Origin of the sequence: Reyranella sp., assembly GCF_965279465.1 — a bacterium.
Lineage (GTDB): Bacteria > Pseudomonadota > Alphaproteobacteria > Reyranellales > Reyranellaceae > Reyranella.
The window spans coordinates 6,557,769-6,572,438 of sequence record NZ_OZ257242.1 but is presented as its reverse complement, the minus strand read 5'-3'; the positions used below and the strand labels follow the sequence as shown (position 1 = coordinate 6,572,438).

The following is a 14,670-nucleotide window of genomic DNA, read 5'->3' as shown; positions in this document are numbered from 1 at the left end:
CATGCCCACCGCCGAACATGCCGGCACCGCCCTTTTCCTGAAGCGCTGGTTGCGCCGCCCCCTCGCCATGGGGGCGGTGGTGCCGAGCGGACGCCTGCTTGCCGAGGCCCTGGCCGAGACGACGCTGTCCGCCATCCAGGGCCGTGAGGGCCACGTGATCGAGCTTGGCGCCGGCACCGGCGAGGTGACCAAAGCGTTGTTGGCCGCCGGCATCGCCAGTGATCGGCTGGTGCTGGTCGAGCGCGATCCGGAACTGGCCGCCTTCCTGCGCCGGCATTTTCGCGGGCCTCAGATCATCGAGGGCGACGCCGCTCGCCTGTCGCGCCTGCTGGCGACGCACCGGATCGACAAGGTCGCCGCCGTCGTCTCGGGCCTGCCGCTGCTGTCGCTGCCGACCGAGGTCGTGAACGGGATCGTCAACGGCGTGTTCGAGACGCTGCCGCGCGGGGCGGCGCTCGTCCAATTCACCTACGGGCCGTCGCCGCCGGTGCCACGCATGCTGCGCGCGAGCCTCCGCCTGATCGGTGCCCGCGGCCGGCGCATCTGGCGCAACGTGCCCCCGGCCGTGGTCTGGACGTTCAGGAAGCCTGCCGCGTGACCGAGCTCCGCTTCGACGAGTCCCTGCGTTCCAGGATCACCAAAAACCTCGACGGTTTCGAGGTGCGCCGGCGCAGCGATCCGGGCAGCCTGCGCCACGCCGCCGTCGCGATCGTGGTGATCGAGGCCGACGTGCCGGGCGAGGCGGCGTTCCTGCTGACCAAGCGCACGCCGCGCCTGCGCGCCCATGGCGGCCAGTGGGCGCTGCCCGGCGGTCGCGTCGACCCGGGCGAGACGATCCGGCACACGGCGTTGCGCGAGCTGCACGAGGAATTGGGCGTGCTCGCCTCGATCGACGACGTGCTCGGCACCCTCGACGACTATCCGACGCGCTCGGGCTACCTCATCGCGCCGGTGGTGGTGTGGCTGGGCGGCGCGATCGAGATCAAGCCCAATCCCGGCGAGGTCGCCGCCGCCTATCGCATCCGTTGCTCGGAGCTGTTCCGCCCGGACTCTCCCGAGATCGTCGCCATCCCGGAATCCGACCGCCCGATCATCCGCCTGCCGCTCCCCGTCGCAACGGTGAATGCCCCCACCGCCGCGGTCCTCTACCAGTTCAAGGAAGTCGCCTTGGCAGGCCGCGACACCCGAGTCGACCACTTCGAGCAACCCGTCTTCGCCTGGCGCTGACCTTCTCGACCCTTACCTGCCCTCGGGGGAGAGGGCTATGAGCGGGCAGCGGCCACCGCGACAGGACGGCGTTTCAGGAAGACGGTTGTCTCCTGTTCCATGACGTGCTCGCCGCGCTGGTTGATCGTCACCTGGCGCAGGCGGCAGATGCCGCGGTCGGGCTTGGACGCAGAGGCGCGCAGCTCGACGATGTCGGTGACGACGCGCAGCGTGTCGCCGGGGCGTACGGGTCGGGGGAATTGGGTCTCGCCGAGGCCGGGAGAGCCCAGGCTGCAGGATCTGAGCACGCCGAGCTCGAGCCACAACTTCAATGTCACGCACATCGTGTGGAGGCCGGAAGCGATCAGGCCGCCGTACTGCCACTGGTTCGCGAACTCCGCGTCGACATGAAACGGCTGCGGATCCCACTGGCGGGCGAACTCGATGATGCCCGCCTCGGTCATGGTCATGCCGCCGCTGATGAAGCGCTCGCCTTTGTTGAAATCCTCGTAGTAGCGATCGGTCACAGGACCAGCTCCATGTAGGCGGTGTCGGGGATCGGGCTCGCGTAGTAGGGCGGGATTTCGACGAACCCCATCGAACGGTAAAGCGAGAGCGCCTGGCGCATTTTGCCGCCGATTGTGTCGAGCCTGAGACGCCGATAGCCACGTCCCCGCCCGACGGCGACGATGTCCCAGGCGAGCGCACGGCCGATCGAGCGGCCGTCGGCCGTGCGCCGGCCGCGGAACGCCGGCTTCACATAGAGCCGCTTCATCTCGCAGACGGTCGCGTCGAGCTTGCGTAGCGCCACGGTGCCGGCGGCCTCGCCGCCGACCGTCGCGAGGAGCAGCGCGCCCTCCGGCGGCGCGTACTTGCCCGGGAAGTCCGCCAGCTCCGTCTCGAAGTCCTGATAGGCAAGGGAGAAGCCGAGCGATTCGGCGTACTCGCGCATCAACGTCTTGATCGCTTCGTTGTCGGCCGAAGAACGCGGCGGGGAAATTTCGACTGGCGTCATCATGTCTGCATTCTCCCGGGCTCGTGCTAGCCTGTCATCCAAAGCATATCGGGAGGACACGGATGACTACAGCAACGCGCCGTCGCGCCCTGGCGCTGGGACTGGCCGCGCCCTTCATCGCGACGCACGCCCGGGCGCAGGCGCCGTGGCCAACCAAGCCGGTGCGCTTCATCGTGCCGTTTCCGCCCGGCCAGGCGGCCGATATCTTCGCGCGGCTGATGGCGGAGCGGCTGACCGACGTCTGGAAGCAGCAGGTGGTGGTCGAGAACAAGGCCGGCGGCAGCGGCATTCCCGCCACCGAGACCGGCAAGGCCGCTGCGCCCGACGGCTACACGGTGATGGTCGTGTCGAGCGGCACGTTCGGCGTCAATCCCAGCCTCTATCCCGACCTGCCCTACAAGCCGCTGGTCGACTTCAAGCCGATCTCCAACATCTTCCTGGTGCCGCTGGTGATCGTGGCGCATCCCGACTTTCCAGCGAAGACACTGGGCGAGCTGATCGAGCTCGCGCGCAAGGAACCCGGCAAGCTGTCCTACGCCTCGGCCGGTCCGGGCACGTCGCAGCATCTCAGCATGGAGCTGTTCAAGCTGCGCGCGAAGGTCGACATCGAGCACATTCCCTACAAGGGCAGCGGCCCCGCGATGGCGGACCTGCTGGGCGGTCACGTCAAGCTGATGATGGACAGCACCGCCTCGGCACTGAATGCGATCCGCGACGGCCGCATCAAGGCGTTCGCCGTGACGACCGGCCGACGGGCGCCGGCGCCGCTCGACACCATTCCGACCATCGGCGAAACGATCCCGGGCTTCAATGCCGCTGGATGGTCGGGCCTCGCCGCACCGGTGCGGACGCCGACCGAGATCGTCGACAGGATCAGCCGCGACGTGCAGGCGTTGCTGCGGGACCCGGCGGTGATCCGCCAGATCGAGGAGCGTGCCGGCATTCCGGCGCCCGGCACACCGGCTGAATTCTCCACCTTCATTGCCAAGGAGATCGAGACCTGGGGCGAGGTGGTGCGCGCGACCGGGACCAAGCCCGGCAACTAGACCAACGTATACGAGGGAGGAATCGAATGACTGTCACAACACGCCGCCGCGCCCTGGTGCTGGGCCTGGCAGCACCCTTCATCGCCGTCCGCGCCCAGGCGCAGGCGCCGTGGCCGACCAAGCCGGTGCGCTTCATCGTGCCGTTTCCGCCGGGTCAGGCAGCCGACATCTTCGCCCGGCTGATGGCCGAGCGGCTGACCGAAATCTGGAAGCAGCAGGTCGTGGTCGAAAACAAGGGCGGGGGCGGCGGCATCCCCGGCGTCGAGGCCGGCAGGGCGGCGGCGCCCGACGGCTACACGTTCCTGGTTGCGACCAGCGGTACCTTCGGCGTCAATCCCAGCCTTTATGCCGACCTGCCCTACAAGCCGCTGGTCGACTTCAAGCCGGTCACCAACATCATCAAGGGGCCGCTGGTGATTGTGGCCCATCCCAGCTTTCCCGCCAGCACGGTCGCCGAGCTGATCGAGCTCGCCCGCAAAGAGCCGGGCAAGCATTCCTACGCCTCGGCCGGCCCCGGCACGGCGCAGCATCTCAGCATGGAGCTGTTCAAGCTCATGACGAAGCTCGACATCGTCCATATCCCCTACAAGGGCTCCGGTCCGGCCATGGCCGACCTGCTGGGCGGCCACGTCAAGTTGATGATGGACAGCACCGCTTCGTCGCTGAGCGCGATCCGCGACGGCCGGATCAAGGCGCTGGGGGTCACGACCGTGCGGTCTGCGCCAAGCCTGGAGTCCGTCCCGTCGATCGGCGCAACCGTGCCCGGTTACGATTCGGCCGGTTGGTCGGGGCTGGTGGCGCCGGCCAGGACGCCGGACGAGATCGTCAACAAGGTGAACGCCGATCTCGTGGCCCTGATGCGCGATCCCGCGGTGCTGCGCCAGTTCGCGGACCGCGCGACGCTCGCCGACCCGCTCACGCCCGCCGAGTTCGCGGCCTTCATGGCCAAGGACATGGCGACCTGGGCCGAGGTCGTGAAGGCGACCGGGACCAAGCCGGGAAATTGAGGAGACGGCGGTGAAGCTCTACGATCTCAAGAACGCGCCCAATCCCCGCCGGGTGAAGATTTTTCTGGCGGAGAAGAAGATCTCGATCCCGGTCGAGGCGCTCGACATCGAGACGCGGGAGCATCAGAGGCCAGGCTTCCTCGGCAAGAATCCGCTGGGCAAGCTGCCCGTGCTGGAGCTCGACGATGGCACGGTGCTCTGTGAGTCGGTCGCGATCTGCCGATACTTCGAGGAGATGGTGCCAGAGCCGCCGCTGTTCGGCCGCTCGACGCTTGAGCGCGCGCAGGTCGAGATGTGGAACCGGCGCATGGAGCATGAGCTGCTGCTGCCGGTGATCGACGTCTTCGTCCACACCCATCCGTTCTGGGTCGGCAAGCGCGAGCAGATGCCGGCGTGGGGCGAGGCGCAGCGCAAACTGCTGGTCGAGCGCATGCGCTGGCTCGATCGCGAGCTCGAGGGCAAGGAGTTCATCGGCGTCGAGCGCTACGACATGGCCGACATCACGGCACAGGTCGCGCTGCTGACGGCGCGCGGCGTGGCCAGGCTGCCGATCCCGGAGGATCACAGGAACCTGTCGCGCTGGTGGGCGTCGGTGTCGAAGCGACCGACGGCGCGCGCTTAAGCCATCCGCAATAGCGGCACGGCGGCGGCGGACAGAAGAATCGCGAACAGGCGCAGCCGGGTGAACGGCTCGTGCAGCCAGACGATTGCGATCATGATGGCGAAGATCGAGCTGGTGTCGCGCAGCGCCGATGCCGGCGCGATCGGCGCCTGGCTCCAGACCCACAGGATCAGCAGGTAGGAGGCCGTCGACGCCATGGCGATCGGCAAGGCGAGACCAGCGTGAGCCGCCACACTGTGCCACTGCCGCGCAGCGAAGCCATGGAAGACGAACATCGCCGCCGCGTTGGTCGCCGATACGACAAAGCCGTAGGCGAGCGGCGAGCCGGCGCGGCGCACGCCCTGCGCATCGCACAGCACGTAGCCGGCCGTCGCGAGGCCGGCCAGCATCATCCAGACCAGAGCCATGCGCGGCACGGCGGGATGAGCGCGATTGCCCGCCGCGAGCAGGCACAGCGAGACCACGATCAGGCCGATGCCCAGCACGCCGTAGCCGCTCATCAGTTCCCCTGAGAGGAGCGTGGCTGCCGGCGTGACCAGCATGACCGAGAGGGCGCGGACCATGGGATAGGCCGTCCCGAAGCCGATCAGGCTGTAGGTCCGCAGCAGTGCAGCCACGATCACCAGGTTGATGCAGGTCGATCCTGCGAGCCACGGCAGGGAAGCCGCGGCCGGCAGGCCGGTCCAGAGCAGCGCCGGCAGCCCGAGAAGGGCGCCGATCACCATCTGGGCGGTCATGATCTCGGCCGGCCGGGCGTGCGATTTCACGGCGGCGTTCCAGCCGGCATGAAGCGCCGCGCTGAGGAGGGCGGCGGCGACCTGCCAGGAGTCCATGCGATCAGCCGAGGCGGCGATAGAAGACGGTCGTGGCGCAGAGACCGCCCTGCGGCCACAGCGCGTAATCGGGAATGACTCCGACGCGCTGCCAGCCCAGTCGCTCGTAGAGTCGCTCGGCGTTGCTGCCTGTTGCCGTGTCGAGCACGAGCAGTGTCTTGCCGGCCGCTCGCGCGCCGTCCTCTGCCACCCGCATCAGCGCAGCGCCGAGGCCACGCTGCCGGCCGCGGCGATGGACCAGCATCTTCGCAATGTCGGCACGATGCGGCTGGTTCTCGGGCTGGCTCAGGATCACCTGCACCGTGCCGACGATGCCCTCGGCATCGCGCGCGACGAACAGCAGGCGGCGGCCTCGCGCGACGTCCGCCGCCAAGCCTTGCCAAAAGGCGCGGGCGCGTTCCCGTGTCAGAGGCAGCATGAAGCTCACCGATGCGCCGCCCTCGACGCAATCGTGCAGCACGTCCGCCAGTCCGGCAATGTCGGCATCCGAGAGCGTCGTCAGTTGCCGGATCACGACACGATCACCACGGCATAGCGGGCGGTCTTGCGGGTGCGGTTGCGGAAGGCGGTCGGCCGATCGAGCACGAAGGCGAGGCAGTCGCCGTCCTGCAAGCTGTGCTGCTCGTCGCCGACCGTCACGTCGATCTGCCCTTCCAGCACCCACACCTGCTGATGGGCTGCCGGCTCGCGGCTGCCGGTCTCGTAGGCGACATGGGCCCCCGCGGGGAAATCCACCTCGACGATCTGGATCGGCGTGAGCGTGCCGCTCGGCGACACATTGCGGCGCAAGTAGCCGGAGTCCGGATCGCGCCAGACTGCCTGGTCCGCCCTGCGCATCAGCGGGGCAGCGCTCCCAGCAGGCGGCTCGAACAGGGCTGCCAGGGTGATGCCGAGGGCAGCCGCGAGCTTCTCCAGTACGACGGCGGTGGCGCTCGTCTCGCCGCGCTCGATGAGCGAGATCATCGAGCGGCTCACGCCACTGCGTTCGGCCAGCCCCTCGAGGGAGAGATCGTGCGCCACCCTGAGGTGGCGCACGCGCGCAGCGATCTGCTCATTGATATTCATTTATCCATTGTAATGGACATTTCGTCCAATACAATGGAGGCAAATTCAGGTGAGGACGCCCCGAAGTCCGTAGACCAAGCCAACGACCAGGGCGCCGATGAAGATCGTCTCGACCACCAGCAGCATCACCGGCGCCATGCCGATGCGCGCCAGCGCCAGCAGCGATGTCTTCATGCCGAGCGCGCCGATCGCCAGGATGATCAGGAAGGACGACACCTGCGTGATCGCAGCCTTCACCTCGGCCGGCACGAGGCCAAGCGAATTGAGCGCGGCCAGCGCCAGGAAGCCGAACAGGAAGACCGGCGGCGTCGGCCGCGCCTCGCCAGCCTTCTCGCCGCTCCTGGCGACCCACCACGCGATCCCCATGACTGCGGGCAGCAGGAAGGCCACGCGCAACAGCTTGGTGATGATGGCGTCGCCCAGGATCGTCGGGCCGAGCGTTTGGCCCGCGCCGGCGACCTGCGCCACATCGTGGATCGAGCCACCCAGGAAGGCGCCCATCTCGAGCGGCGAGAAGCCGAGAGTCTGATGCAGGGTCGGATAGATCACCATGGTGATGGTGCTGATGAAATTGACGCCCATCACGGTGAAGGCGAGGTCTCGGTCTGAATGCTCGTGCTTGGGCAGGACGGCGGAGGTCGCCATCGCGGCGGCCGCGCCGCACACGCCGGTCGCGCAGCCGGTCAGCAGTCCGAAGTTGCGGCTCAGGCCGAAGGCGCGTGCAGCCACGGCGCCGAAGGCGATGGTGCAGGCGACAGCCGCCAGCGCGATGAGCACCGGTAGCGGTCCGCCGTCGATCAGGTTGCCGATCGTGAGGCGCGCACCGTAGAGCGCGACACCGACGCGAAGCAGCGTGCGGCCGGAGAATTCGATGCCGGCCTTCAGCGCAGGGCGTGCGGAAAGCGGCTGCAGCGCCATCCCGATCGCCAGCGCGATGATCAGCGGCGGCACGAAGACAGTGCCGAAATGCGTCCAGCCGCGCGCGTCCGCGGTGAAGGCGATGGCGGCGATCACGGCAGAGACGGCGGTGCCGGCGGCGACCTTCCTGAGATTGTCGGGAGCCCAGAGCCGCGCGACGTCGACGACGACGCCGCTAGGCATCGATCACGGCAACGAGCTGACCTTCGCCGATCGCTTCGCCTTCGTTCACCCTGATTTCCTTGATCGTGCCTGCTTTCGGCGACAGCACCGGGATTTCCATCTTCATCGATTCGAGGATCATGATCTCACCCTCGAGCTCGACCTTGTCGCCGGCCTTGAGCTGGATTTTCCAGACATTGCCGGCGATTTCCGATTTCACGTTGACGACGGCCATGTCCCGGTCTTCTCCCGTGCGTTCTTGCTCAGCCAATCTTTTCTGCCACCGCGCGCGCCAAGGCAAGCGCGGAGCCGCCCACATACAGCCCGAGACGTTCGGCCGCGCGGTTGACGGTCGAGAGCGTTCCGTCCTGCAGAGTCGAGCGTCCATCGCCGATGCGGGCCGACAGGGCGGCCACCGCGCCGGCCGCGATGCCCTCGTTGTCGAGCAGGTCGACGCCGAGAACGCCGCCACGGTCGATGCCGGGCCCGGCGTCGTTGAACAGGACCAGCCGGGGCCGGATCGTTGCCATGGTGCGGCCCGAGTTGAGCGCGCCATGGCTGCCGGCCGCGATCACCAGCCCGCGATCCTCCGGCACGGCGAGAACCGCGGAGTCCATGCACAGCACGCCCGCCACCATATGCCGGCCTTCGGGCTCGGGTGGAGGCAGGGGATAAGGCCAGGTCGCCACCTTCAGAAGCTCCGCGGCCTCCTTGCAGGTCATGCCGGCCGTCACGCCACAGGCGGCGGCGAGTCGGTTCGCGTGGCCGATAATGCCACGGGCATAAAGGTCCGCGCCGTCGCCGATGCGGGCGCTTGCGGTAGCCACCACTGCCATCGCCATGCCGAGTGAATCGGCATAGGCCAATCCGCCGATCCCTGCTTCGTCGAGTCCGATGCCGGCGTCATGGTGGATGGCGGCACGGACATGGCCGCTCGCCGACAATTGCGCCGCCGAGACTGCGCAGTGCGAGGCGCCGACGACGACGGCGCCGGCGGCTTCCGGCGGCAGTCTGGTGACGCTGTCGAGGATCAGGAGAGTGACGTTCATTGTTCCCTTGTCGGCGCAACCGGAGCGAGGCCCTTCGGCTACGCTCGGGGTGGCGGACGGAGTATATCTGCGGCATGCCCGAAACCGTCGAGAACAAAGTCGCCGTGCTGATCCTGCAGCATCCGCAGGAGCAGGACCATGTGCTGAGCACCGCCAGGCTGATCTGCTCGACCCTGGCGAATGCCAGACTCACGGTCGGGCTATCGTGGCGCAACCTCGGCCATGCGCTCGGGACGCCGGCCGACGGCAAGGACTGGGGCGTCCTCTATCTTGGCTCGGCCCATGCGGCGAAGGAGAAGGGTCCTCTCGTCGCGCTGGATGGCAAGGGCGAACCGTTGGCCGACCAGAGAAGCGCGCGCGCCGGACTCAAGGGCTTGGTCGCGCTCGACGGCAACTGGGCGCAGGCCAAGGCGCTGTGGTGGCGCAATGCCTGGCTGACCCGGCTGCGCCGCTTCGTGGTCGTGCCGGACGGGCCGTCGCTCTACGGTGACCTACGCCGCGAGGCGCGGCCCGACGCCGTCTCGACCCTCGAGGCGGTCGGACTTGCGCTCGCCGTCCTCGAAGGCGATGCCGCGGTGCGAGAGAAGCTGCTCGTGCCGTTCCGCGTCCTGCTGGCCAAGGCACGTGCCGACGGTGTGCGGCCGGTCAAACGGGACTATCGCCGGCGGCGCTGATTCTTTGCTGGGGGCGCGTCACTCCAGTGACGCGTCATGCGGTGCGGCAAACGATGAGGAAGACGCGCCACTGGAGTGGCGCGCCCCCAGCCATGAGGTAATAATCGCCGGATGCTCGACCAGCCGCAGCTTCCTGTCGCCCAGCGCACCAATCCGGAGCGGTCCTTCAAGGAGGAGGTGCGGTCGCTGCGGCTCGGCGACGGCGAGGTCTTCCGGGGCGAAGGCATACTGGCCGTCACCAAGGCGATCCTGCAGTCGGGCGTCTCCTATGTCGGCGGCTACCAGGGCGCGCCGGTCTCGCACCTCGTCGACGTGCTGGTCGAATCGCAGGACCTGCTCGACGAGCTGGGCGTGCATCTGGAGACCTGCACCAACGAGGCGTCGGCGGCGGCGATGCTCGGCGCGTCGATCAACTATCCGATGCGCGGCTGCGTCACCTGGAAGTCGATCGTCGGCACCAACGTGGCGGCCGACGCGCTGTCCAATCTCGCCTCGCCCGGCGTGATCGGCGGCGCATTGATCGTGGTCGGCGAGGATTACGGGGAGGGGGCGTCGGTCATCCAGGAGCGTACCCAGGCCTATGCGCTGAAATCCTCGGTCTGGCTGCTGGACCCGCGGCCGTCGCTGCCGACCATCGTGCGCTGCACCGAGAAGGCGTTCGAGCTCTCCGAAGCGACCAACACGCCGGTGATGATGGAGCTCCGCATCCGCGCCTGCCATGTCACCGGCGAGTTCGTTGCTACAGACAACAAGGCGCCGGCGATCTCGCGCAATCACCGGCTCGCCCATCCGGCGCTGCACAACTACGACCGCATCTCCCACCCGCCATCGACCTATGCGCACGAGAAGATCAAGGTCGAGGTCCGCCAGCCCGCGGCCGAGCGCTTCATCGTCGAGCACGGCCTGAACGAGTTCTTGCCCGGCGAGCGTTCCGATCTCGGCATCATCGTGCAGGGCGGAATCACCAACGTCCTGATGCGCGGTCTCGACCGGCTCGAGGTCGACGGCAAGGTGCCGACGCTGGTGCTGAACGTCACCCATCCGCTGGCGCCCGACCAGATCGCCGACTTCTGCAAGGGCAAGCGTGCCGTGCTGGTCGTCGAGGAGGGCGCCCCCGACTACATCGAGCAGGCGATCCATGTCCTGCTGCGCAAGCGCGACATGGACACGAAGATCTATGGCAAGGATGTGCTGCCGATGGCAGGCGAGTACACCGCCGAGGTGATCACCGATGGCCTGCTGAAGTTCTTCGCCCGCGCCGCCAACGACATCGACGTGTCCGGCCCGCGCGAGCGCTTCGAGGCCGCACGTGCCGGCCGCGCCGAGGCGCAGAAGATCCTGGGCGGGTCGCTGCCGCTGCGCCCGCCGGGCTTCTGCGTCGGCTGTCCCGAGCGGCCGGTATTCTCCGCGATCAAGCTGCTCGAGCGCGAGGTCGGCAAGGTCCATATCTCGAGCGACATCGGCTGCCACTCGTTCGCGACTTTGGCGCCGTTCAATCTCGGCAACTCGATCCTCGGCTTCGGCATGTCGCTCGCGGCCGCGGGCGCGGTGGCGCCGATCATGCAGAAGCGCACCATCTCGGTGATGGGCGACGGCGGCTTCTGGCACAATGGCCTGCTGTCGGGCGTGGCGTCATCGATGTTCAATCGTGGCGACCGCGTGCTGGTCATCATGCAGAACGGCTACACCTCGGCGACCGGCGCGCAGTTCATTCCGAACACGTCGGGCAATCGCCGCGACGGCGAGACGACGTCCGACATCGCCGCGACCCTCAAGGCGATGGGCGTGAAGTGGCTGCGCACCATTCGCACCTACAATGTCGGCACGATGCTCCAGACGCTGCGCGATGCCATGAGCACGAACGACAAGGGGCTCAAGGTCATCGTCGCCGACGGCGAATGCCAGCTCGCGCGGCAGCGCCGCATCAGGCCGCAGATCGCGGCCCAGCTGAAACGCGGCGAGCGGGTTGTCCGTACCCGCTACGGCGTCGACGACGAGGTCTGCACTGGCGACCACTCCTGCATCCGCCTGTCGGGCTGCCCGTCGCTGGTGGTGAAGCCCAGTCCCGATCCGCTCCGCACCGATCCGGTGGCGCATGTGAATAACGGCTGCGTCGGCTGCGGCCTGTGCGGCGAGGTCGCCGACGCCGCCGTGCTCTGCCCGTCCTTCTACAAAGCCGAGATCGTGCAGAACGCGACCTGGTGGGACCGGCTGAAATGGCACCTGCGATCGAAGGTGATCGGAGCGATGGCCAATGCCTGATCCGATCGTCTTCAGCGGAGGCTCGGCGGGGACCTGGCGCGTAAGGAGTCAGGGCGCCATCCGCGGCGAGGCGCTGCCGTCGGTCGCGCGCCTCGACAAGGGTGCAGTGCCGCGGCCCAGTGCTGCCTGGGTCATCGGCGGCATGACCAGCAATCTGCGCTACACGCACGCTTCGGAGAAACGCGTGCTCGATGCCACACCGTCGGTGCTCGGCCGACCGGCGGCAACTTATGCGGCGCTCATTCCGATCACCAAGTCCGCCGCATGGTGGGGCATGGCACAGGACGAGCGCCGCGCGGTGATCGAGGACAAGTCACGCCATATCGCGATCGGCAGCGACTACCTCTCGGTCGTGTCCCGGCAGCTCGTCCACTGCCGCGACCAGGCGGGCGCCATGTTTGACTTCCTGACGTGGTTCGAGTTTGCGCCCGCCGACGAAGGCCGGTTCGACGAATTGCTCGGAAAGCTGCGCGCTTCCCCGGAGTGGGCGTTCGTCGAGCGCGAGGTCGAGCTGCGTCTGGAGAAGGACGGGTGAGCAAGCCCCTCACCATCCTGATCGGCGCGCTGGGCGGCGACGGCGGCGGCGTGTTGTGCGACTGGATCATTGCCGCCGCGCACAGCCAGGGTCTCGGCGTGCAGGCGACGCAGATCCCGGGCGTGGCCCAGCGCACCGGGGCCACGACCTACTATGTCGAGGTGATGCCGGGGCGCGGGCCGCGCGAGGCGGTGCTGGCGCTCAATCCGGCGATGGGCGAGGTCGACATCGCTCTTGCCACCGAGCTTCTCGAAGCCGGCCGCATGATCTTCAACGGCTTCGTCACACCCGATCGCACCACCCTGATCGCCTCCACCCATCGCGTGCTGTCGATCGGCGAGCGCGCGGCGATGGGCGACGGCAGCTTCGACGTCGGCCGCTTGCTGCGCGCGGTGAAGGAGCGCAGCAAGTCCCAGATCCTGTTCGACATGGAGCAGACCGCCGAGGAGAGCGGCGGGGTAATCAATGCCGTGCTGCTGGGCGCGCTGGCCGGCTCGGGTAAGCTGCCGATCCCCGACACCGCCTTTGAGGCAGCGATCCGCGAGGGCGGCAAGGCGGTCGACACCAATCTCGCGGCCTTCGCCTTCGGCCGCGGCCATGCGCGCGGCGAACTCGAGCAGGCGGTGCGCGAGCATCGCAAGCGCCAGGCGGCCGCGCAGGGCGTCGAGGACCTGATCGAGCGCGCCCGCTCGAGCTTCCCGGGCGCGAGCCTGGACGTGATCGAAGAGGGCATCCGTCGCCTCGTCGCCTATCAGGACCGGGGCTACGCCACCCTCTATCTCGACCGGCTGTCCGGCATCGACGCGGCGATCGTCCGGGACGTTGCGAGGCATCTCGCGGTGCGCATGTCGTTCGAGGATGTAATCCGCGTCGCGCAGGCGAAGACGTCGCGCGAGCGCTTGGACCGTGTGCGCGCCGAGGTGCGCGCCAAGCCACATGAGCCGCTCGTGATCACCGAGCATTTCAAGCCGGGCAACGAGGAGATCGCTGCCATCCTGCCGCCATGGGCGGCGCACTGGCTGCTCGCGGGGCGCAAGTTCCATTTCTCGATGCACGTGCGCAGCACGACGATCTGGGGCTTCGCCCGCCTGCGTTTCCTCGCGAGCCTGCGGTGGTGGCGGCCGCACAGCTGGCGCTACATCGAGGAGCAGGCCGAGATCGGCCGCTGGCTGGAACAGATCCGCAGTGCACAGGCGCTGAGCGTCGAGCTGGCGCGCGAGATCGCCGAATCGGCGCGGCTGATCAAGGGGTACGGCGACACCTACAAGCGCGGGCTCGACAACTACCGGCGCATCACCGCCGAGGTCATCGCGCCGGCGCTCGCCGGCCGTATGGCGCCGCGCAAGGCGGCCGACGCCGTTGCCAATGCGCGCGTCGCAGCGCTCGCCGATCCCGACGGTGAGTCGCTCGACCGGACCCTGGCGGCGATCGCGGCATGACCGCTGCGGCCAAGATCGACCTCGCCGCCCTGGCGACGCGCGATGCGTTCTGCGTGGGGCTGGGCATCGAGCTGGTCGAGGCGTCGCTTGGCTGCGCAGTGACCCGCGTGACGGTCGGCACGCAGCACCTCAACTTCCATGGCGCCTGCCATGGCGGGCTGACCTTCACCCTCGCGGACGCCGCCTTCGGCTTTGCCTGCAATTCGCGCGGTATCGCCTCGTCGGGGATCGACACGCACATGATCTACAATCGCCCTGTGAAGGCGGGCGATGTGCTGACCGCGACGGCTGTCGAGATCTCACGCTCGAGCAAGCTGTCGCACTATCGTGTCGATGTCGTGCGCGCCGACGGCAAGCTCGTGGCCGCCCTGACCGGCACGGCTTTCGTCAGCGGCCAACCGATCGAGGTCTGAACCATGTCGCTCGTCAGCCACCATACCGTCACCGTCGAATGGGGCGATTGCGACCCGGCCGGCATCGACTACTACCCGGCTTATTTCCGCTGGAGCGACCAGTCGACCTACCGGCTTTTTCTTGCAGCAGGTCTCAAGCGCGACGACCTGAGCAGTGGGCAATGGAAGGAGGGCACGCCGCTGGTCGCGGCCGAGTGCGCCTTCAAGCGCCCGTCACAACAGGGTGAGAAGCTGATCATCGAGACCCGGGTTGAGAAGTGGGGCCGCAGCTCCTTCGTCATCCGCCACCTCTTCCGCAACGAGGCGGGAGAGATCGCGGCCGAAGGCACGGAGACGCGAATCTGGGCCCGGAAGGAGGGGGACGCGCAGTCGCTGAAGGCGGTCGCCATCCCCGAGGACGCGAGAAAGAAACTGGGAGGATAGC

19 protein-coding genes are annotated in these 14,670 nt (G+C 68.1%); 11 read left to right on the top strand and 8 right to left on the bottom strand.

Features of this window, described 5'->3' with window-relative positions:
* The first annotated feature begins 1 nt into the window (after nucleotide 1).
* Both ACQY8M_RS31880 and ACQY8M_RS31875 read left to right on the top strand, forming a co-directional pair.
* Nucleotides 2-598: a class I SAM-dependent methyltransferase gene (locus ACQY8M_RS31880; protein ID WP_428664746.1), complete on the top strand. Its 597-nt coding sequence runs from the start codon at nucleotides 2-4 to the stop codon at nucleotides 596-598.
* Nucleotides 595-1,227 (top strand): NUDIX hydrolase, encoded by a 633-nt coding sequence (locus tag ACQY8M_RS31875; protein WP_428664743.1) that lies wholly within the window; start codon nucleotides 595-597, stop codon nucleotides 1,225-1,227. The genes ACQY8M_RS31880 and ACQY8M_RS31875 overlap by 4 nt, the downstream gene beginning before the upstream one ends.
* 35 nt (nucleotides 1,228-1,262) lie before the next feature.
* On the opposite strand, the gene ACQY8M_RS31870 is transcribed toward ACQY8M_RS31875, so the two are convergent.
* Both ACQY8M_RS31870 and ACQY8M_RS31865 read right to left on the bottom strand, forming a co-directional pair.
* Nucleotides 1,263-1,733: a MaoC family dehydratase gene (locus ACQY8M_RS31870; RefSeq protein ID WP_428664740.1), complete on the bottom strand. Its 471-nt coding sequence runs from the start codon at nucleotides 1,731-1,733 to the stop codon at nucleotides 1,263-1,265.
* Complete coding sequence (locus ACQY8M_RS31865) at nucleotides 1,730-2,224, bottom strand: GNAT family N-acetyltransferase (RefSeq protein WP_428664737.1); 495 nt, start codon at nucleotides 2,222-2,224, stop codon at nucleotides 1,730-1,732. The genes ACQY8M_RS31870 and ACQY8M_RS31865 overlap by 4 nt, the downstream gene beginning before the upstream one ends.
* Before the next feature lie 59 nt (nucleotides 2,225-2,283).
* Here ACQY8M_RS31865 and ACQY8M_RS31860 point away from each other — a divergent pair, with 59 nt between their 5' ends.
* From ACQY8M_RS31860 to ACQY8M_RS31850, 3 genes are read left to right on the top strand one after another with little or no spacing between them, the layout of a single operon-like run.
* Nucleotides 2,284-3,267, top strand: coding sequence for a Bug family tripartite tricarboxylate transporter substrate binding protein (locus ACQY8M_RS31860; protein ID WP_428664734.1), 984 nt, complete (start codon nucleotides 2,284-2,286; stop codon nucleotides 3,265-3,267).
* 26 nt (nucleotides 3,268-3,293) lie between these two features.
* Entirely contained in the window at nucleotides 3,294-4,274 is a 981-nt protein-coding gene (locus tag ACQY8M_RS31855) for a Bug family tripartite tricarboxylate transporter substrate binding protein (RefSeq protein ID WP_428664731.1), read from the top strand.
* A 10-nt stretch (nucleotides 4,275-4,284) separates the two neighbouring features.
* On the top strand, nucleotides 4,285-4,896 hold the full coding sequence (locus ACQY8M_RS31850) for a glutathione S-transferase family protein (RefSeq protein ID WP_428664729.1): 612 nt from the start codon (nucleotides 4,285-4,287) through the stop codon (nucleotides 4,894-4,896).
* Here the strand turns inward: ACQY8M_RS31850 and ACQY8M_RS31845 are convergent.
* From ACQY8M_RS31845 to ACQY8M_RS31820, 6 genes are read right to left on the bottom strand one after another with little or no spacing between them, the layout of a single operon-like run.
* The gene (locus ACQY8M_RS31845; protein WP_428664726.1) at nucleotides 4,893-5,729 is read right to left on the bottom strand and encodes an EamA family transporter; all 837 of its coding nucleotides are present in this window, start codon (nucleotides 5,727-5,729) and stop codon (nucleotides 4,893-4,895) included. The genes ACQY8M_RS31850 and ACQY8M_RS31845 overlap by 4 nt on opposite strands.
* A 4-nt stretch (nucleotides 5,730-5,733) precedes the next feature.
* Nucleotides 5,734-6,240 (bottom strand): N-acetyltransferase family protein, encoded by a 507-nt coding sequence (locus ACQY8M_RS31840; RefSeq protein ID WP_428675557.1) that lies wholly within the window; start codon nucleotides 6,238-6,240, stop codon nucleotides 5,734-5,736.
* Entirely contained in the window at nucleotides 6,240-6,794 is a 555-nt protein-coding gene (locus ACQY8M_RS31835) for a helix-turn-helix domain-containing protein (RefSeq protein WP_428664723.1), read from the bottom strand. The genes ACQY8M_RS31840 and ACQY8M_RS31835 overlap by 1 nt, the downstream gene beginning before the upstream one ends.
* A gap of 45 nt (nucleotides 6,795-6,839) precedes the next feature.
* Nucleotides 6,840-7,895 carry a YeiH family protein gene (locus tag ACQY8M_RS31830; protein WP_428664721.1) on the bottom strand — a complete coding sequence of 352 codons (1,056 nt, stop codon included), beginning with the start codon at nucleotides 7,893-7,895 and terminating at the stop codon, nucleotides 6,840-6,842.
* Complete coding sequence (locus ACQY8M_RS31825; protein WP_428664718.1) at nucleotides 7,888-8,109, bottom strand: biotin/lipoyl-binding carrier protein; 222 nt, start codon at nucleotides 8,107-8,109, stop codon at nucleotides 7,888-7,890. Before ACQY8M_RS31825 ends, ACQY8M_RS31830 begins: the two co-directional genes overlap by 8 nt.
* A gap of 28 nt (nucleotides 8,110-8,137) precedes the next feature.
* Nucleotides 8,138-8,923, bottom strand: coding sequence for a hypothetical protein (locus tag ACQY8M_RS31820; protein WP_428664715.1), 786 nt, complete (start codon nucleotides 8,921-8,923; stop codon nucleotides 8,138-8,140).
* Nucleotides 8,924-8,997: 74 nt separating this feature from the next.
* Here ACQY8M_RS31820 and ACQY8M_RS31815 point away from each other — a divergent pair, with 74 nt between their 5' ends.
* From ACQY8M_RS31815 to ACQY8M_RS31790, 6 genes are all read left to right on the top strand, one after another.
* On the top strand, nucleotides 8,998-9,597 hold the full coding sequence (locus ACQY8M_RS31815; RefSeq protein ID WP_428664712.1) for a DTW domain-containing protein: 600 nt from the start codon (nucleotides 8,998-9,000) through the stop codon (nucleotides 9,595-9,597).
* A 111-nt stretch (nucleotides 9,598-9,708) separates the two neighbouring features.
* Complete coding sequence (locus tag ACQY8M_RS31810; RefSeq protein WP_428664709.1) at nucleotides 9,709-11,859, top strand: thiamine pyrophosphate-dependent enzyme; 2,151 nt, start codon at nucleotides 9,709-9,711, stop codon at nucleotides 11,857-11,859.
* On the top strand, nucleotides 11,852-12,394 hold the full coding sequence (locus ACQY8M_RS31805; RefSeq protein WP_428664707.1) for a chlorite dismutase family protein: 543 nt from the start codon (nucleotides 11,852-11,854) through the stop codon (nucleotides 12,392-12,394). Before ACQY8M_RS31810 ends, ACQY8M_RS31805 begins: the two co-directional genes overlap by 8 nt.
* Nucleotides 12,391-13,833 carry an indolepyruvate oxidoreductase subunit beta family protein gene (locus ACQY8M_RS31800; RefSeq protein ID WP_428664704.1) on the top strand — a complete coding sequence of 481 codons (1,443 nt, stop codon included), beginning with the start codon at nucleotides 12,391-12,393 and terminating at the stop codon, nucleotides 13,831-13,833. The genes ACQY8M_RS31805 and ACQY8M_RS31800 overlap by 4 nt, the downstream gene beginning before the upstream one ends.
* Complete coding sequence (locus ACQY8M_RS31795; protein ID WP_428664701.1) at nucleotides 13,830-14,246, top strand: hotdog fold thioesterase; 417 nt, start codon at nucleotides 13,830-13,832, stop codon at nucleotides 14,244-14,246. The genes ACQY8M_RS31800 and ACQY8M_RS31795 overlap by 4 nt, the downstream gene beginning before the upstream one ends.
* A gap of 3 nt (nucleotides 14,247-14,249) precedes the next feature.
* On the top strand, nucleotides 14,250-14,669 hold the full coding sequence (locus ACQY8M_RS31790; RefSeq protein WP_428664698.1) for an acyl-CoA thioesterase: 420 nt from the start codon (nucleotides 14,250-14,252) through the stop codon (nucleotides 14,667-14,669).
* Nucleotide 14,670 lies beyond the last annotated feature (1 nt).